The sequence below is a fragment of the Serratia grimesii genome (assembly GCF_900186025.1).
Taxonomy (GTDB): Bacteria; Pseudomonadota; Gammaproteobacteria; order Enterobacterales; family Enterobacteriaceae; genus Serratia; species Serratia grimesii.
This window is the reverse complement of the sequence record NZ_LT883155.1, coordinates 3,207,087-3,223,339: the sequence shown is the minus strand read 5'-3', so window position 1 is coordinate 3,223,339 and position 16,253 is coordinate 3,207,087. Positions and strand designations below refer to the sequence as shown.

At 52.9% G+C, this 16,253-nt stretch carries 16 protein-coding genes; 6 read left to right on the top strand and 10 right to left on the bottom strand.

The features are described from left to right. Window positions 1-56: 56 nt before the first annotated feature. On the bottom strand, window positions 57-2,240 hold the full coding sequence (locus SGBXF1_RS15210) for a glycoside hydrolase (RefSeq protein ID WP_186427099.1): 2,184 nt from the start codon (window positions 2,238-2,240) through the stop codon (window positions 57-59). A gap of 515 nt (window positions 2,241-2,755) precedes the next feature. Between SGBXF1_RS15210 and SGBXF1_RS15205 the strand changes: the two genes are divergently transcribed. After that, on the top strand, window positions 2,756-3,454 hold the full coding sequence (locus tag SGBXF1_RS15205; protein WP_037417310.1) for an MgtC family protein: 699 nt from the start codon (window positions 2,756-2,758) through the stop codon (window positions 3,452-3,454). Between the two features lie 198 nt (window positions 3,455-3,652). Then, a complete protein-coding gene (gene mgtA, locus SGBXF1_RS15200; protein ID WP_186427098.1) occupies window positions 3,653-6,361 on the top strand; it encodes a magnesium-translocating P-type ATPase in 2,709 nt (902 codons plus the stop codon). A 69-nt stretch (window positions 6,362-6,430) separates the two neighbouring features. Here the strand turns inward: mgtA and SGBXF1_RS15195 are convergent, their stop codons facing one another. The 4 genes from SGBXF1_RS15195 to SGBXF1_RS15180 all read right to left on the bottom strand — a co-directional run bounded on the left by SGBXF1_RS15195 (window position 6,431) and on the right by SGBXF1_RS15180 (window position 8,850). Beyond that, a complete protein-coding gene (locus tag SGBXF1_RS15195) occupies window positions 6,431-7,204 on the bottom strand; it encodes a DUF3307 domain-containing protein (protein WP_186427097.1) in 774 nt (257 codons plus the stop codon). Between the two features lie 2 nt (window positions 7,205-7,206). After that, entirely contained in the window at window positions 7,207-7,803 is a 597-nt protein-coding gene (locus SGBXF1_RS15190; RefSeq protein WP_037417320.1) for a hypothetical protein, read from the bottom strand. Window positions 7,804-7,903: 100 nt separating this feature from the next. Continuing rightward, window positions 7,904-8,380, bottom strand: coding sequence for a DMT family transporter (locus SGBXF1_RS15185; protein ID WP_037417323.1), 477 nt, complete (start codon window positions 8,378-8,380; stop codon window positions 7,904-7,906). 5 nt (window positions 8,381-8,385) lie between these two features. Next, on the bottom strand, window positions 8,386-8,850 hold the full coding sequence (locus SGBXF1_RS15180; protein WP_082797597.1) for a DMT family transporter: 465 nt from the start codon (window positions 8,848-8,850) through the stop codon (window positions 8,386-8,388). Window positions 8,851-8,953: 103 nt separating this feature from the next. On the opposite strand from SGBXF1_RS15180, the gene SGBXF1_RS15175 reads away from it, so the two are divergent. Beyond that, window positions 8,954-9,874 carry a LysR family transcriptional regulator gene (locus SGBXF1_RS15175; protein ID WP_130381224.1) on the top strand — a complete coding sequence of 307 codons (921 nt, stop codon included), beginning with the start codon at window positions 8,954-8,956 and terminating at the stop codon, window positions 9,872-9,874. Between the two features lie 84 nt (window positions 9,875-9,958). Here SGBXF1_RS15175 and SGBXF1_RS15170 read toward each other — a convergent pair whose 3' ends face one another. Continuing rightward, window positions 9,959-10,138 (bottom strand): hypothetical protein, encoded by a 180-nt coding sequence (locus SGBXF1_RS15170; RefSeq protein ID WP_037417329.1) that lies wholly within the window; start codon window positions 10,136-10,138, stop codon window positions 9,959-9,961. A 229-nt stretch (window positions 10,139-10,367) separates the two neighbouring features. Here SGBXF1_RS15170 and SGBXF1_RS15165 point away from each other — a divergent pair, with 229 nt between their 5' ends. The 3 genes from SGBXF1_RS15165 to arsC all read left to right on the top strand — a co-directional run bounded on the left by SGBXF1_RS15165 (window position 10,368) and on the right by arsC (window position 12,510). Next, on the top strand, window positions 10,368-10,703 hold the full coding sequence (locus SGBXF1_RS15165) for a metalloregulator ArsR/SmtB family transcription factor (protein WP_037417332.1): 336 nt from the start codon (window positions 10,368-10,370) through the stop codon (window positions 10,701-10,703). A 69-nt stretch (window positions 10,704-10,772) separates the two neighbouring features. Beyond that, window positions 10,773-12,062, top strand: coding sequence for an arsenic transporter (locus tag SGBXF1_RS15160; RefSeq protein WP_061806569.1), 1,290 nt, complete (start codon window positions 10,773-10,775; stop codon window positions 12,060-12,062). Between the two features lie 16 nt (window positions 12,063-12,078). Continuing rightward, on the top strand, window positions 12,079-12,510 hold the full coding sequence (gene arsC, locus SGBXF1_RS15155) for a glutaredoxin-dependent arsenate reductase (protein ID WP_186427096.1): 432 nt from the start codon (window positions 12,079-12,081) through the stop codon (window positions 12,508-12,510). Window positions 12,511-12,564: 54 nt separating this feature from the next. Here arsC and benD read toward each other — a convergent pair whose 3' ends face one another. The 4 genes from benD to SGBXF1_RS15135 are packed head-to-tail and all read right to left on the bottom strand — an operon-like array spanning window position 12,565 to window position 16,249. Beyond that, window positions 12,565-13,347: a benzoate diol dehydrogenase BenD gene (gene benD / locus SGBXF1_RS15150; protein ID WP_186427095.1), complete on the bottom strand. Its 783-nt coding sequence runs from the start codon at window positions 13,345-13,347 to the stop codon at window positions 12,565-12,567. Window positions 13,348-13,358: 11 nt separating this feature from the next. After that, window positions 13,359-14,375, bottom strand: a complete 1,017-nt coding sequence (gene benC, locus SGBXF1_RS15145) for a benzoate 1,2-dioxygenase electron transfer component BenC (protein WP_186427094.1) — start codon at window positions 14,373-14,375, stop codon at window positions 13,359-13,361. A gap of 18 nt (window positions 14,376-14,393) precedes the next feature. Continuing rightward, entirely contained in the window at window positions 14,394-14,882 is a 489-nt protein-coding gene (gene benB / locus SGBXF1_RS15140; RefSeq protein ID WP_186427093.1) for a benzoate 1,2-dioxygenase small subunit, read from the bottom strand. Then, the gene (locus tag SGBXF1_RS15135; protein ID WP_037417345.1) at window positions 14,879-16,249 is read right to left on the bottom strand and encodes a Rieske 2Fe-2S domain-containing protein; all 1,371 of its coding nucleotides are present in this window, start codon (window positions 16,247-16,249) and stop codon (window positions 14,879-14,881) included. The genes benB and SGBXF1_RS15135 overlap by 4 nt, the downstream gene beginning before the upstream one ends. Window positions 16,250-16,253 lie beyond the last annotated feature (4 nt).

Sequence of the window (16,253 nt, the reverse complement as noted above, 5' to 3'; positions counted from 1 at the left end):
CGGCGGAGCAGTTGAGCCATCTTTCATCATTGCTTGTGAGTGCCATTGGCGCTCAATTACGGGGTATAGTCCAGGATACGGCCGTCCGCCAGTTTGGCACGCAGGCTGTGGGCGGCGATGCCATTGAATGGCTGCTCACCAAAGTTGGCAGTCAGCGTTGAGCCATCGCTGAACGTGGTTTGCTGCACCCAACCTGCGTTATCCAGCCAGCCGAAATCGATTAATGCCTTATCCCACAACGCTTGGTGCAGTGGACGAAAAGCAGCATCGGCTTGTTTGATTTGTGGCAAGCGTGCCTGCAACGTCGCACGGCTGAGGTGGAACATGGGGGCCGTGTTATATAACTGGCTAAGCAGGCTACGCGTGGTTTTAACATCGCTAAATTTCAGATTGTCGTAATTCCAGTGATGGCTGCTGATCACTGCGTCATGAAACACGGCCTGGTACATTGGCAGGCGATAACGTGGATCGAACTCTAAGGTGCGGTAGGGTTCCTTCACCTTGGCCGGGCTGAAGAAGAAGGCCGGTTGGGCATTGGGCCACCATGCGCCGAGATAATAAGGAGAGGATTTATCCTGGTTCATTTGCTTATCGCCCCAGCCAAAACCCCAGGTTTCCATGCCGTGGGCAAACATAATGTGGCGGGCGGTTACCGCATTGCCATCCTCGGAGCCGAGAGGCAATCGGAGGGTATTGCTGAACCAGGCCAGTCGCGCATTGCGGGCCTGTGCCATTTGTTCTGCGCCAGTTGGATGATTGGGCTGATAGTCATCGGACACCATCCCGGTACCGTCAACGTCGAGGAACAGGCTGTTCAGACCGGCCAGTTGTACCAGGTCACGCATGCGCTGCTGTGAATAGGGCAGCACACAGCCTGGATTCAGGTAATAACCCTGTTTGCCGAAGCCGGGTTTTTTACTTCCGTCAGCGCGTACGATGGCGCACTCTTCACGCAGTGATGCCGGCAGTTGAGCTGTCAGCCAACTGTCGTTGACCCCGCGGGGAATGGCGGTGTCGTAAGAGTCGTAACTGGCAATCAGGTATCCCGATTTTTTGGCGCTTTCTACCGCCTGCGGATGCAGGAATTCGGCGGTCCAGTTATCTGTCCCCAGCCACAGACGACGGATTCCGGCTTGGTGCAGTGTGTCGATCAGCGGTTTCGCCAGCCCCTGGCCCCAGCTGTCCGCCGGTGCGAGATAGGCCCCAAGCTGGCGTTGCGCCAACGCCCTGACGTGAGCAGCTTGCTGATGTTGTGCTTGCAGGAACCCCGTTTCATCTGGCGTCGCGTTAAGCGGCACCTGCGCCAGCAGTGCTTGGTTTAGAGCATCAACCAAGGCTTGCTGCTGCCAGCCTTCCGGGCTTTTTCCTGCCAGTTTTCGTACGGTTTTCTGGCTATCGGCATCCATTTTTTTCCACAACGCTTCCCCTGCGGGAGAGACCAGCCAGGACAACATGCCCGACCAATTTTTCACGTCAGCCGGCGCCAACAGTTTGTCACCCCATAAATAAATATGCGTAGCGCCAATCAACTTTTCGCCTTCCGGCGCGGTGCGGATTTTATCGTGTAAGGTGCTGAACTGACCGTTTTGTTGCAAATACTCACGGTAGCGATGTGCACCGGACAACAGGGTGTCCCCCACGTGCAGTAAGACGTCGAAAGCTTGCTGTTGATTAAAACGGTTGAACTGATGGCTGCCTCGCATAGTGAGGGCGTCTTTCCCACTGGCGAAGCTGACCTGATTGCTGAAGGGGGTCAACAATAGCCAACTATAAACCTTACCCTGTTGCTGCTGGCTCCACAGTGGCAGCTTCAGATCCCAGTTGGTATCCAGCGGCGTCATTTCCTTGACCAGATAATGTTGCCAAACGGGATTATCCAGCGGTATGCGGCTGCCTTCGCCAATGGGCAGCAGCAGGGTGGTTGCCTGCGGTGGCAGGGTGAACCACGTCATTGTCTGTGCCCGGTTGCTGCTGAAGCTCAGCCGCAGATCGCTACCGTCCAGCCGGGCGCTAACGTTTATCGCACTGTTTGGCCATTGCCAGCTTGCCTGTGTGGTGGTGCTTTGCAGCGCAGTCACGGTTTGTATGGCCTGAGCCTGGTTGACTTGAGTTTTGTTTACCGTGATCTGCAACGTGGCCGGATCGATATCGAAACGGAGTGCACCCTGCTCCAAAATGAGAGCCTTAGTAGGAAAAGCGGCAAGCAGGGCGAGGCTAATGGAAAGTCGAAGCATGCTCATCAAGCGGGATGTCCTTAGGGATGATTGTCCTGTTAGGGGGGAAGTTTATCGGTAATCACTCACTTGCCCAATGTTAATCCGTTATAATTGTGTGACGCATCAAATAGGAGTAATTATTGAGTTTAATTTTCGTTTAATAAATTCGCCTTTACATCATCACTCAGCGTCACTATACTCAGCCAAAATTTCAATGAGGAAACACAATTGGACAGTTTTAGTTGCAGTGATATAAACAAGGCAAGCTGACCAATCCTCTTTTGATTTGTTGCTTGCCGAAAACGGCGGGCAGCACCCCTCTCACGTTATTCCGAGCTGTGCAAACCCGAATCTTATAGTTGTTCCTGCTGCCTATTGGCATCGGGTGAATTGATTTGGACGTTATTATGGCCACTTTCAGCCACAGCCTTTTCCCTCCAGGCACTAATACGCTCAATCGCTGACTTATTATCGGCGCAATTTTGCGTGTGCTAAAAAGCACATGATTTTATCTCCTGCAGTTATTTAAGGGGAAAGTCATGGCTATGACTCCTTTTGTTTTAAATTTATTACTGGCGATGAGCCTGGGCGCTATTATTGGCGCCGAACGGCAATGGCGCCAACGTATGGCTGGCTTGCGCACCAATGCATTAGTTGCGACCGGTGCAGCCGTATTTATTCTCAGCTCGATGTCGACCGATCCATCCAGTGCCGGGCGGGTTGCCGCACAGATTGTCTCAGGGATTGGTTTCCTGGGGGCGGGCGTGATCATGCGTGAAGGGCTGAATATCCGCGGTTTGAATACTGCCGCTACGCTGTGGTGTTCAGCGGCGATTGGTGTGTTGTGCGGCCTGGGGCAATATTGGAATGCCGTGCTGGCAACACTGGTGATCCTGTGTGCCAACATCTTGTTGCGTGAAGCCGCTCAGCGCATCAATCTGCAACCTCAGCAGCAGGCAACCGATCTCGAGGTGTGCTACCGCATTCAGGTTACCTGCGGCGAGCAAGATGAAATATTGGTACGTACCTTGATATTACAGGCGCTCAATGGCGTGGCATTAAGGCTGCAATCATTACGTAGTGCCGATATTTCCATTCCTGGTCAACTTGAGGTATGTGCAGAAATAACGGCGAACCCTTCGGTGCAAAAAGAAATTGAAGGTATTGTCTGCCGAGTCAGTCTCGAGAAAAGTGTTAGCGCCGTACGCTGGCGTATCGCATCTGAATTACCTGTTTAATTATTGATAAATATTCACTGTGCTCAGTGATAAGGAGGCGTCATGGACGGTGACCCCGAAACGTTAATTGCTCAGCGTGTATGGCGTGGTGATGAATCACGTTAATTACGCTAACTAAATAAATTCCACTCTGTGTTTATTCACCTGTTAATCGGGCGGGGTATCCCTGTGCGCAGAGTAAAATAAGAGAATAGTGTTATGACCTATATTAATGAAACAGCTCGCCGTCGCGATAAAATAAAGGCGCCTTACGCCATCGCACAAGAGGCGAAAAACAGCGTTGAGCAGACGCTGGCTAATTTAAAATGTAACCGCAATGGCTTAACTCAGGATGATGCGGTTGAACGTCTCGAGCAGTTCGGCGTTAACCAGGTTGCCCATGAGAAGGCGCCGCACGCGCTGATACAGTTAATTGCCGCGTTCAATAACCCGTTTATCTTTGTGCTGATGGTGCTGGCTGCGATCAGTTTCTTTACCGACTACTGGTTGCCTGCCCGGCGCGGTGAAGAAACCGATCTCACTGGCGTGATCATCATATTGGTAATGGTTTCACTCAGTGGATTGCTGCGTTTCTGGCAGGAATACCGTACCAACAAGGCGGCGGAAACGTTGAAGTCGATGGTGCGTACTACCGCAACGGTACTGCGTCGCAGCAGTTACAGTGCGCAGCCATTGACGCTGGAAGTCCCCATCCGTGAACTGGTACCGGGCGATATTATTAAGCTGTCCGCCGGGGATATGATTCCGGCTGATGTGCGCCTGTTGGCCTCACGCGATCTGTTTATCAGTCAGGCGATCCTGACCGGAGAGGCAATCCCGATCGAGAAATACGATGCGATGGGTAACGTCAGCCAAAAATCGAGCGAGGATAGCGAGGATGAGGTTTCCAGTGAACATGCGTTGTTGGAACTGTCGAATATTTGCCTGATGGGTACCAACGTCGCCAGCGGCACGGCCACGGCGGTTGTGGTGGCGACAGGGGGACGTACCTACTTTGGTTCATTGGCCAAATCGATTGTCGGCTCCCGTTCGCAAACGGCGTTTGACCGCGGTGTGAACAGCGTCAGTTGGTTGCTGATCCGCTTTATGCTGGTGATGGTACCGATCGTGTTGTTGATCAATGGTTTCACCAAAGGCGACTGGAGCGAAGCGGCGCTGTTTGCCTTGGCGGTGGCCGTTGGGCTGACGCCAGAAATGCTGCCGATGATCGTCAGTTCTAACCTGGCGAAGGGTGCCATAGCGATGTCACGCCGCAAAGTGGTGGTCAAACGCCTGAACGCCATCCAGAACTTTGGCGCGATGGACGTGCTCTGCACCGACAAAACCGGCACGTTGACCCAGGATCGCATCATCCTCGAACATCATCTGGACGTTAGCGGGGCCAGAGATAATGAGGTGTTGCATCTGGCGTGGCTGAACAGCTTCCACCAGAGTGGAATGAAAAACTTGATGGATCAAGCGGTGATCCGCTTTGGCCGCGGTAAGCCGGGTATTGAAGCTCTGGGGCGTTTCAGCAAGGTTGACGAGCTGCCGTTTGATTTTGTGCGTCGCCGCCTGTCGATCGTGGTCGCGGATGAAAACCACCAACAGCGCCTGATTTGCAAAGGAGCAGTGGAGGAAATGCTGGAAATCGCTACCCACGTGCGTGAAGGGCAGCAGATTTTACCGTTGGATCAGGCTCGACGTGAAGCATTGCAGGCGCTTGCGGCCCAATATAACGAGGATGGGTTCCGCGTGCTGGTCTTGGCCACGCGGGAACTGGGTGAGCAGAAAAACGCCTTGCCGCTGAGCGTGGCCGATGAACGCGATATGGTGATCCAGGGACTTTTGACCTTCCTCGATCCACCGAAAGAAAGTGCGCAGGAAGCAATAGCCGCACTGCAGGAAAACGGCGTGGCAGTGAAAGTACTGACCGGTGATAACCCGGTGATCACCTGCAAAATCTGTCGTGATGTTGGGTTGGAGCCGGGTGAGCCGCTTTCCGGTCCGCAAATTGCCGAAATGGATGATGCAACGTTAGCGCGTGAAGTGGAGCAGCGCACCGTCTTTACCAAACTGACGCCACTACAGAAGTCACGGGTGCTGAAGATGTTGCAGGCGAATGGTCATACTGTCGGTTTTCTCGGTGACGGCATCAATGATGCGCCAGCGTTGCGCGATGCAGACGTGGGCATCTCGGTGGATACCGGTACTGATATCGCCAAAGAGTCGGCGGATATCATTTTGCTGGAAAAAAACCTGATGGTGTTGGAAGAGGGCGTGATCAAGGGACGTGAAACCTTCGGGAATATCATCAAGTACTTGAACATGACCGCCAGTTCCAACTTCGGTAACGTATTTTCCGTGTTGGTGGCCAGCGCATTTATCCCGTTCCTGCCGATGCTGGCGATCCATTTGTTAATCCAGAACTTGATGTACGATATTTCTCAATTGTCTCTGCCGTGGGACAAGATGGACAAAGAGTTTCTGCGTAAACCACGGAAGTGGGATGCGAAAAACATTGGTCGTTTTATGCTGTGGATAGGGCCAACGTCGTCAATATTCGACATCACCACTTACGCATTGATGTGGTTTGTCTTCGCCGCCAACAGCGTAGAGCATCAGGCCTTGTTCCAGTCCGGTTGGTTTATCGAGGGGCTGTTGTCGCAAACGCTGGTCGTGCATATGCTGCGTACCCAGAAGATTCCGTTTATTCAAAGCACCGCAGCATTGCCTGTTTTGTTGACCACGATTTTGGTGATGGGGTTGGGTATCTATCTGCCATTCTCACCACTTGGCGCGTTGGTTGGATTGCAGCCACTGCCGTGGGAATACTTCCCGTGGTTGGCGGGGACCTTGATCAGCTACTGTGTGGTGGCGCAGATGATGAAGCGTTTCTATATTCGCCGCTTCGGTGAGTGGTTGTAATTTTTCTCGGATGTTTCTGTCGCGGCGAAGTTATTCGCCGCGATTCACGCGGGCGCAGCCACTGCGCCCCTACAACAATTTTTTCACCAGCAGGCCGAGCATAATGGTCAGCGTAAAGGAAAACAGCGTACCGAGCAGTACATACTCAGTACGCATTTTGTCATCACTTTGCCGCAGATCGCCAAAGCGAAAAATTGATTTGGCCGCCAACAAAAAGCCGATTGCCGGAATCTGCCCAATCAATACAAAGGTCAGGATCAGCGTTCTTTCCAGATAACCGATTTGTTTGCCTGCACGTAAAAGGGAGTCATTATCGGCTTTGGCAGAAGGCGGCATTTGCGGTGTCCAGTGCGCCAGCAATTGGCCAATCAAAATACCCAGCGGCATATAAATCAAGAGGTAAGCCAATACAACCAGGCCAGACTGCCAACTGATAAGGGCAGAGCCGAGTGCGGTAAACAGGCCGTACGTGTTGGGTGCCAAGAATAGCCACAGCAGAACAATTACCGTCAGGTGCAGACATTGGTCGAGGAGGAGCCCACTCGCCTGACTGAGGCGTGCCAATAAGGTGACTTTCAGTAGGTCAATGAGCCAGTGACTGATGGCGACAACCAACAATGCAGTGAGGACCTGGAGGGAAGACAAACCACCATGCAGCAGCGCAAACCCGGCAACCACCCAAGCGGCGAGCACGCCGTGCAGTAAGGCGTGTAGCAACAGGAAACGGGAACGCCCACGGTGAACGATTTTATCTTCAACCCAACTGTGTGGCTGCAGCGGAAAGTCTGCAAGCACGTGGGCGATCAGCAACCAGGTCAGCAAGGGTACGTAACTCAAATCCATATTCAGGTGATCCTGTTAATCGCGTGAATAAACCGCATGATTTCCTCGTAGGCCGCGCGTTTGAGCGTTGCTGAGACCGTAGAGGCGGCTTTTTGCAGCTTTTCTGCCACTTCCTGATTGGTGGTAGCAAATATACGTGCTTGGACTATCCGCGCTTCGGTCTGGGAAAGGCGGCTAACAACATGATCTAACATTGGCAATAGATCGCTGACAATGGCATTTGTTTGGTCATTGTCATTTTTCAGAGCTAACCGGCAATTTTTCATCAGGCCATCCAGCGCCTGTCCCGAATTCACAAAGGCGCTACCATAGCCGGCATTTTTTGCCTGCCCCGCGCCCAAGCCTACGGCGATACGGGCGTCCCAATGCCGGGTATCCATTGCTTTGAGTGCGATGCGGATATAGACCGCCAGCAGTAAACCGGACTGAGGTTCAGCCACGGCTTGAAAGGCATCACCGCGGAAAACTTCAAACGCTTGAATAAGCTTAGCCTGTTGCAGTTGGCTAAGCAGGGCATTTAAGCCGGTAATGTAGTTAGTGGTATCTAATTGCCGGGAGTTGACCAGATCGCCGGTGATCACGCTGATTTGTGCGGGCATGTAGTTTGCTCGGAAGCGGTAGGATGTCAGTAAAGTTCGCACCTAAAGACGAATATGTCAACAATTCGTATCAAGATGCGAATATTGCAATTATTCGTACCTAGGTGCGAAATTTATCGCCTGGTCTCATACATTCATAGAGCCACGTCGTCAGAGGTTTTTTCATTCGTGCCAGATAGATGCCCAGTATGATCAGGCTAATGGCAAGGAGTTGCACACTGGCGGAGCCGCTGTTGTCGCGCAGACGATCTATTACCACTCCCGTTAGCATTTGGCCGCTAATGATCAGTAATGCGGCACGTAGGGTGCCGAGACGAGGTAGCACGTAGCTATTCAATGCCACAAACAACGCCCCAATGACCCCACCAAGATAAGCGCCCCAAGGTGCGTGACCAAAGGGACTGGCAGTGAACCCGCCGATGACTGCCAGCAGCAGGCTGAGGAACAGAAAACCGACAATGTGATTGCAGAGCGAAGCGTGGAAAGCACCGCGACTTAACGACAGACGACCATTGATTGCACGGCTGATGCTGATGCAAATGCCGTTAAACAGTGCGAGTAGGACCAGGGTTAACATGAAATTTATCTCAGGAAGATGAGGAGGGCGCAGCCGGAGAGGATCAGCAGCGTGGCAATAATATCGTTAATGCTGAGTCGGCGTTTAATCACGCCAAACCAGCCACAGCTGTCGGACACCATGCCAAATAAAACCTGGCCGGTGAGCATAAGCGCAAGGCTGCCGGAGAGTGCCAAAGGGCTATTGACGGTAATGGCGGCTAATACCACTGTCAGGGCACCGGGAATTCCCCCCAAATAAGCCCAACGGGGAATACTCGCGGGCAGCATTGAAGGTGCAGATGTCGGGGTGCGACGGCGTAGCAGGAGCAATAGCAGCCAGGCGGTGATCGCGCCAATGCCGTGTGCCACCCATGAAGCAAACAGTGGGGAGTTATAGCTGGCTAACAGGCTATTTATGCCAATCATTAGGGCCAATAATGCGCCAGCGGCCAGTGCCAGCAGAGGGTGGGAAAAACGTTCGCGTATCATCGTGTCAAATCCTGTCTTGGGTTGACACATAGGCTATATTGTTTTCGTTTTTGGCATAATCTATTAAAATGGAAACTCATTGTTGAGTAAAAGTTGACGATAAATGCATGATAACTTTGCGGCGATCCCCATATTTGTGGCGGTTGTCGAATGCGAAAGCTTTTCAGCGGCGGCCCGGCGGTTAGGCATCACAAAATCAGCGGTCAGCAAACGCATCGCCCAGTTGGAGAGTTCGTTGGGCGTACAATTGCTGCAGCGCACCACGCGTAGCCTGAGCCTTACCGAAGCGGGAGAGCAGTATTTTGGCTACGCCCGTAATGCCTGTGCTGTGGCACAGGAGGGAGAGGATGTGGTCACCCGTCTACAAGGACAGCCACAAGGGTGTTTGCGAATCAGTGTGCCTATGGTGTTTGGCCGCTTGCACGTTGCGCCGTTGATTCCCCATTTCCTGGCAACTTGCCCGGACGTGGAGATCAATATGATGATGGATGATCAGGTGGTTGATCTGGTCGATGGGGGATTTGATCTGGCTATTCGCATTGGTCAACTTGCTGATTCGAGCTTGATTGCCCGGCGTATTGCGCCCTGCCACAGTGTATTATGCGCCGCCCCCGCCTATCTGGCACGCAGCGGCACACCGACCGATCTGGAGCAGTTGGCTCAGCATAACTGCTTGTTTTACAGCTATTTCCGTGGTGGGAGTGAATGGCAGTTTGAGGGGCCTGCGGGAGCAGTGCGTTTTCAACCGCGCGGTAATTATCAGGTGAATAACAGTGAGGCATTACGCGAAGCGTTGATCGCCGGTTTGGGGATTTGCCAGATGCCGACCTTTATTGTTGGGGATGATATCGCACAGGGTCGACTGATTGAGCTAATGCCTGCTTACCGGCTACCAGAGCATGCCATTTATGCCGTGTACCCACAGCGCAAATACCTGCCAGCCAAAGTATTGGCGTTTGTCGACTTCCTACTGGCGCAATTGGGTGGAGAGCAACCTTATTGGGATATCCCGCTTCAGCGATAACCCAGTTGCTGCTCAGCCGGGAATACGCGGGCCTGATGGCTCGCCACCGGCGTGGAGCGTGTTATTACGGTTATGGCTTGGCTTTCAGAAACTTTTTACCAGCACTTCACGCGGCTGCTCGCTGCCGTGCTTCAACAGATAATCGAACGATTTTTCACTGCTTTTCAGCTGCTGCAGAAATTCCTGCGGAGATAAATCGTGTTTCTTGCCGCTCATATAAGCCAACGCCAGTTCTTTTGCCTGATAACGTGAGAAGTTGTACATCGTGCCTCCGTTGAGAATACGTGTTTTGGTTACAGGCTGATTGTAGGGGAATAGCACATAATGAACAGTCGCTTTGGCGTATAGAATCGATAGCTAAAACTTAACCTGGCATTGTCGCTGGATACGGAGGAGGGAATAATCTATATAGTTATATATGAAAATTCATATGTGTTGTTGACATTCTTTCTCTGTGGATTATGATGATTATCCTTATTCTGGGAGCCCATTTATGACATCACTGACGCCGCTGAAATTGTTCAAAAACCTGTCGGAAGAAACCCGCCTCACTGTGGTGCTTTTGCTGCGCCAGGCAGGTGAACTGTGCGTGTGTGAGTTGTCTGGTGCGTTGGCTGAGTCACAACCCAAAATTTCCCGTCACCTTGCTATGTTGCGCGAAAGTGGCTTGCTACTTGATCGCCGTGAAGGCAAATGGATTTATTACCGACTGTCGCCGCATATGCCCGCATGGGCGGCAGCAATCATCGAACAGGCTTATCTTAGCCAACAGCAACAGGTGACTGAACGGGTGCAACGCGCGGCGGGGAATGGGGCTGTTTGTCGATAGCGTAAAATTTTTTAACTTTATATATACGAAATTTCATATATGTTTGGCGTAAGCCACTAAGGAGTTGTAATGGTGCTGGCCGGGGCAATATTCATCCTGACTCTCATTTTGGTGATCTGGCAACCCAAAGGGTTAGGCATTGGCTGGAGCGCCTCACTCGGGGCGGTGTTGGCATTGCTGACTGGCGTGGTGCATCTCGGTGATATTCCACTGGTCTGGCAGATTGTCTGGAATGCGACCGCTACCTTTATCGCCGTGATTCTGATCAGTTTGCTGCTGGATGCATCCGGTTTTTTCGAGTGGGCGGCGCTGCACGTTGCACGCTGGGGTAAGGGTAAAGGGCGGTGGTTATTCACCTATATTGTGTTGTTGGGGGCTGCGGTGGCGGCGTTGTTCGCCAATGACGGCGCGGCGCTGATTATGACGCCGATTGTGATTGCCATGCTGCTGGCGCTGGGGTTCAGCCCGGGAGCCACATTGGCCTTCGTGATGGCCGCAGGCTTTATTGCCGATACCGCAAGCTTGCCGCTGGTGGTATCCAATTTGGTGAATATTGTCTCTGCGGATTATTTCCAACTGGGTTTCACTGAGTATGCCGCTGTAATGGTGCCGGTGAACATTGCCGCTATCGTGGCCACGTTGGTGATGCTGCATCTGTTCTTCCGTCATGATATTCCCGTGAACTATGACCTGGCGCTGCTGAGGCGGCCGCGGGAGGCCATTCGCGATTTGCCAACTTTTAAAGCCGGCTGGGGTGTATTGGTATTGTTGTTGGTTGGCTTCTTTGGTCTGGAACCGCTCGGCGTGCCGGTCAGCGCGGTAGCCGCCATTGGCGCATTGATCCTGTTGGTTGTAGCCAAAAGGGGGAAGGTCATCGACACCGGAAAAGTTTTGCGCGGTGCTCCTTGGCAGATCGTAGTTTTTTCTCTGGGCATGTATCTGGTGGTCTACGGTCTGCGCAACGCAGGATTAACCCACTTGCTGTCGAGTGTGCTTGACGCGCTGGCAGAGCGAGGGATATGGGCAGCGACGTTGGGGACGGGGGTCCTGAGCGCATTTCTGTCTTCTATTATGAATAACATGCCGACGGTGTTGGTGGGGGCACTGTCGATTGATGGCAGCAGCGCTGAGGGAGTGATTAAACAGGCGATGATTTATGCCAACGTGATAGGCAGCGATCTGGGGCCAAAAATCACCCCGATTGGCAGCCTGGCTACGTTACTGTGGTTGCACGTGCTGTCGCAGAAAAACATCGTTATCACCTGGGGGTATTACTTCCGCGTGGGCATCGTGATGACGCTCCCGGTGCTGTTTGTCGCGTTGGTCGCTTTGGCGCTGCGCCTGTCGCTTTCGTCTTAATCCAAGAGAGAACGTTATGAGCAACATCAAGATTTACCACAACCCGGCTTGTGGCACGTCGCGCAATACACTAGCGCTGATCCGCAACAGTGGGGTGGAACCGGTTGTCATTTTATATCTGGAAACACCGCCCAGCCGTGAACAGCTGGTTGAACTGATTGCTGATATGGGCATTTCTGTACGCGCCTTGTTGCGAAAAAATGTCGAGCCCTACGACACATTGAAGCTGGAAGATGTGGGGTGGAACGATGATCAGTTGATCGACTTTATGTTACAGCAGCCGGTGTTGATTAACCGGCCGATCGTGGTAACGCCTCTCGGCACCCGGCTGTGTCGCCCGTCGGAAGTGGTCCTGGATATCCTGCCGAATGCGCAGCAAGGCCCATTCAGTAAAGAAGATGGCGAACCGGTCATTGATGCGCAGGGACAACGAATCGCAGCAAAATAACCACATGGCTCGCAACGACGAGCCATGTGGTCAGTTCCGGTGGGCAGTCAATACCTAGCCTAAATCCCCGCCGGCCACAGGTAGCACGGTGCCGTTGATATAGCTGGCTTCCTCACTGGCGAGGAACAAGATAGCGTCGGCTTGTTCGCTCACATTGCCATAGCGATGCATCAGGCTACTGCTTAGCGTCTGATCAACCACCTGTTGATACCAGGTTTCTTCCTGTGGCGTCGGCGGTTCATGGTTGCGCGGCGTTAAACGTGGCGGGGCTTCGGTGCCGCCTGGTGCGGTGGCGTTGATACGGATGCCGGCACCGGCATATTCAAACGCCAGCGATTGAGTCAAGGCGTTGACACCGCCTTTGGCTGCTGAGTAAGGCACGCGATTAACGCCTCGGGTTGCAACCGAGGAGACATTGACAATGACTCCATGCCCTTGTGCCAACATATGGGGCAAGGCCGCACGGCATCCCCATAGCGTCGGGAATAGTGAGCGCTGGATCTCCGCTGTAATCTGCTGTGGCTCATACTCGGCAAAGGGGCGTGCCCAAATGGTACCGCCAACGTTATTCACCAGAATATCCAGTTGACCAAAATGCTGTTTAACCTGCTCCAGTGCATCGCGGGTTTCTTCCCAGCATTCCAGATCCGCCTGTAAGGCGATGACGTCGGTGCCGCGTTCACTCAGGGTAGCGGCGACCTCGATAAGGTAAGGAGCACGATCGATCAGCGCCAGCTTGGCACCTTCCTGAGCGGCCCGTTCCGCGACAGCCTTGCCGATGCCCTGAGCGGCACCGGTGATGACCATCACCTTCCCGCTGAAACGTGATTTATGCATATTGAGTTCCTTTAGCTGGCCTGGCTGGGGGCGAACTTCTCATAGTGAAAGCTGACAGGTGTGAAGGCGCGACGTTGGAAGTCGCTGAGTACTGCTTCCACCATGGGCGGTGGACCGCACAGGTAAACATCCAGATCGCCATTGTTGAGCTGGCTTTGGTCGAGATGCTGGGTGACATACCCTTTATGCGGCCACTGCGAGGTTGTGCTGGCGACGCAGCTCAAATAGCTGAAGTTCGGTAAACGTTGACGATAGCTTTCCAACTGTTCCAGTTTCACCAAATCATGATCATGGGTGACGCCGTAGATCAGATGCACAGGTTGCGAGTTGCCGTTGGCTGCCAACTGTTCCAGCATTGATAGGAAGGGGGCTAATCCGGTACCGCCAGCCAAAAACAGCATCGGTCGGACCGGTGTGCGCAGGTAAAAACTGCCCTGTGGGCCGCGGAGGCGGATCGAATCACCCGGTTGTGCTTTATCAGCTAGATAGCGACTCATCATGCCGCCGGGTACGTTACGCAGGAGGAAGGAAATTTGCTGGCTGCCAGGGCGTGAACTGAACGAGTAGGCACGGCTGGCGCCACTGCCAGGTACCTCGATGTTGACGTACTGCCCAGGTAGGAAAGCGATACCGTTCTCGTCGTTCAGTGTCAGGCAAAATTCGATGGCGCTGTCTGATAAAGCAATGGCTGAGGTGACAGTCGCATTGAATTCCTCACTGCCGGTTTTGCACAGTGTTGATGCCATTGGGACATCAATGACACAGTCCGAAGTTGGCACCATTTGGCAGGTCAGCACCAGACGCTGGGCCGCCTCTTGTTCGGACAGCGCTTCGTCCAGATAGTCATCGCCCAGGCTGTAATCCCCCTGTTCACAGCGGCATTTGCATGTACCGCACACACCGTCGGAGCAGTCCATCGGCAGGTTGATTTTTTGCCGGTAGGCGGCGTCGAGCACCTTTTCATTAGGGTTACATTGAATGAAACGGCTGACACCATCTTCAAAGTTAAGGGCTAGGGTAAAAGACATACTCACCTCACAGGACAGCTAAATATGGTAAATATCAATAACCTGACTGATATAGTCGTTGTTGAGCCGTATGGTTTTACGCAAGATCTGCGGCTGTTCACCGTCTAAGGCGATCAGGCAGCGGCTGGTGCCAAAGAACACATCGGTTTTCTGATAACGGTGGCTAAATGTCGCCCAGTTGTAACGTACCGCAACGCGTTGCGGTGTTTCGTCCAGCAGTTCAACGTTGCTGATCTGATGTGTGGTACGTGGCTCTGGTGTACTGGCGGCTGAGCGCTCGGTTTTTATGCGATAGACCCGGTCTTCCAACCCTTCACGGTTGGGGTAGTAAATCAGCGAGATCTCCGTTTGTGGGTCCTGCGTCAGTTGGTCGTCATCTCCCCAGGCAGGCATCCAGTATTCCACCGTTGGGCTGTAGCAATGTAGCCAGTCTTCCCACTGCCGGTCATCCAGCAGACGCGCTTCGCGATATAAAAACTGTTCAATACGCTGTTGCAGGCTGTTCATGGCAGTACCTCGGCCTGTTCGCTGTTTTGCAGTGTGCGCAGCAGTGCTTGTTGCCAATGATGGTGGTGGCTGATGTAGAGCGCTTCGTCTTCGGAACGCGGGCCGCTCAATAACGGGTTTATCGACATGGCTCGGGCATTTTCGTCGGCTCCCTCCAGCCAACGGGTGGCACCACGACTCATATCGCTCCAGGGAAGGTTACCGGCGTTATAACCCTGCTGGCAGGCGCGGAACTCCTCCAGATCGTCTGGTGTCCCCATACCGCTGACGTTGAAGAAATCCTCGTACTGACGGATACGCAGCGTTCGATCCTCTGCACTTTCACCTTTGGGCGCGAAGCAGAAGATGGTCACTTCGGTCTTGTCGACAGCAAGGGGGCGAACCACACGGATTTGTGTAGAGAATTGATCCATCAAATAGACATTGGGATACAGACACAGGTTACGGGTTTCATTCACCATCAGGTCGGCGCGGGTTGCACCAAAACGATCATTCAGACGGCTGAAATGCTTGAACACTGGTCTGACTTCGGGGTTGAGTGCCCGGGTCCACAACAGCATGTGTCCATTGTCGAAACCGTACACGCCACCCGTGCTTTTTGACCAACCGTTGGCATCGACGGTTTGGGTGCAGTTAGCCTCATAGTTGCGACGTGACATAGTTGAGGCGTAGTTCCAGTGTACGACGCTGACATGATAACCATCAGCGCCGTTTTCCATCTGCAGTTTCCAGTTACCGTCATAGGTATAGGAGGATGCTCCTTTCAGCACTTCCAGGCCGTTCTCTGCCTGATCAACGATAAGGTCAATGACCTGTCGGGTGTCACCCAGATAATTCGCCAGCGGCAAGACCTCATCACTCAGACTACCGAACAGAAAGCCGCGGTAAGATTCAAAGCGTGGCATCTGCTTCAGATCGTGCGAACCCGCCTGCTTGAAGCAGGGCGGGTAAGCGCCGGTTTTTTCATCCTTGGCTTTCAGCAAATTGCCGGCGTTATTGAAGGTCCAGCCGTGGAATGGACAGGTAAAGGAGGTTTTGTTGCCCGACTTGCGGCTAGCCAGCATCGCGCCGCGGTGGGAGCAACTGTTGATCATAGCGTGTAACTGGTTATCTTTATCGCGGGTAATGATAATCGGCTGGCGGCCCACAGTTAGCGTGTAATAGTCGCCTGGCTCAGCTATTTGACTTTCATGGGCCAAATAGACCCAGTTGCCTTCGAATATCGCTTTGATTTCCAGCTCAAACAGAGACTCATCGGTAAAAATCGCGCGATTGCATTGGTAGATACCTTTTTCTTTGTCTATAACCAATGCATTATTTATTTTTGCTTTCAGGTCTGAAGAAAACGTGTTGCTTTGTGAGTTCATAATA

Bases quoted from the DNA above. Each gene is read 5' to 3' on its own strand.
- SGBXF1_RS15210 (WP_186427099.1), bottom strand. From the start codon at position 2,240: ATGAGCATGCTTCGACTTTCCATTAGCCTCGCCCTGCTTGCCGCTTTT.
- SGBXF1_RS15205 (WP_037417310.1), top strand. From the start codon at position 2,756: ATGGCTATGACTCCTTTTGTTTTAAATTTATTACTGGCGATGAGCCTG.
- mgtA (WP_186427098.1), top strand. From the start codon at position 3,653: ATGACCTATATTAATGAAACAGCTCGCCGTCGCGATAAAATAAAGGCG.
- SGBXF1_RS15195 (WP_186427097.1), bottom strand. From the start codon at position 7,204: ATGGATTTGAGTTACGTACCCTTGCTGACCTGGTTGCTGATCGCCCAC.
- SGBXF1_RS15190 (WP_037417320.1), bottom strand. From the start codon at position 7,803: ATGCCCGCACAAATCAGCGTGATCACCGGCGATCTGGTCAACTCCCGG.
- SGBXF1_RS15185 (WP_037417323.1), bottom strand. From the start codon at position 8,380: ATGTTAACCCTGGTCCTACTCGCACTGTTTAACGGCATTTGCATCAGC.
- SGBXF1_RS15180 (WP_082797597.1), bottom strand. From the start codon at position 8,850: ATGATACGCGAACGTTTTTCCCACCCTCTGCTGGCACTGGCCGCTGGC.
- SGBXF1_RS15175 (WP_130381224.1), top strand. From the start codon at position 8,954: ATGCATGATAACTTTGCGGCGATCCCCATATTTGTGGCGGTTGTCGAA.
- SGBXF1_RS15170 (WP_037417329.1), bottom strand. From the start codon at position 10,138: ATGTACAACTTCTCACGTTATCAGGCAAAAGAACTGGCGTTGGCTTAT.
- SGBXF1_RS15165 (WP_037417332.1), top strand. From the start codon at position 10,368: ATGACATCACTGACGCCGCTGAAATTGTTCAAAAACCTGTCGGAAGAA.
- SGBXF1_RS15160 (WP_061806569.1), top strand. From the start codon at position 10,773: ATGGTGCTGGCCGGGGCAATATTCATCCTGACTCTCATTTTGGTGATC.
- arsC (WP_186427096.1), top strand. From the start codon at position 12,079: ATGAGCAACATCAAGATTTACCACAACCCGGCTTGTGGCACGTCGCGC.
- benD (WP_186427095.1), bottom strand. From the start codon at position 13,347: ATGCATAAATCACGTTTCAGCGGGAAGGTGATGGTCATCACCGGTGCC.
- benC (WP_186427094.1), bottom strand. From the start codon at position 14,375: ATGTCTTTTACCCTAGCCCTTAACTTTGAAGATGGTGTCAGCCGTTTC.
- benB (WP_186427093.1), bottom strand. From the start codon at position 14,882: ATGAACAGCCTGCAACAGCGTATTGAACAGTTTTTATATCGCGAAGCG.
- SGBXF1_RS15135 (WP_037417345.1), bottom strand. From the start codon at position 16,249: ATGAACTCACAAAGCAACACGTTTTCTTCAGACCTGAAAGCAAAAATA.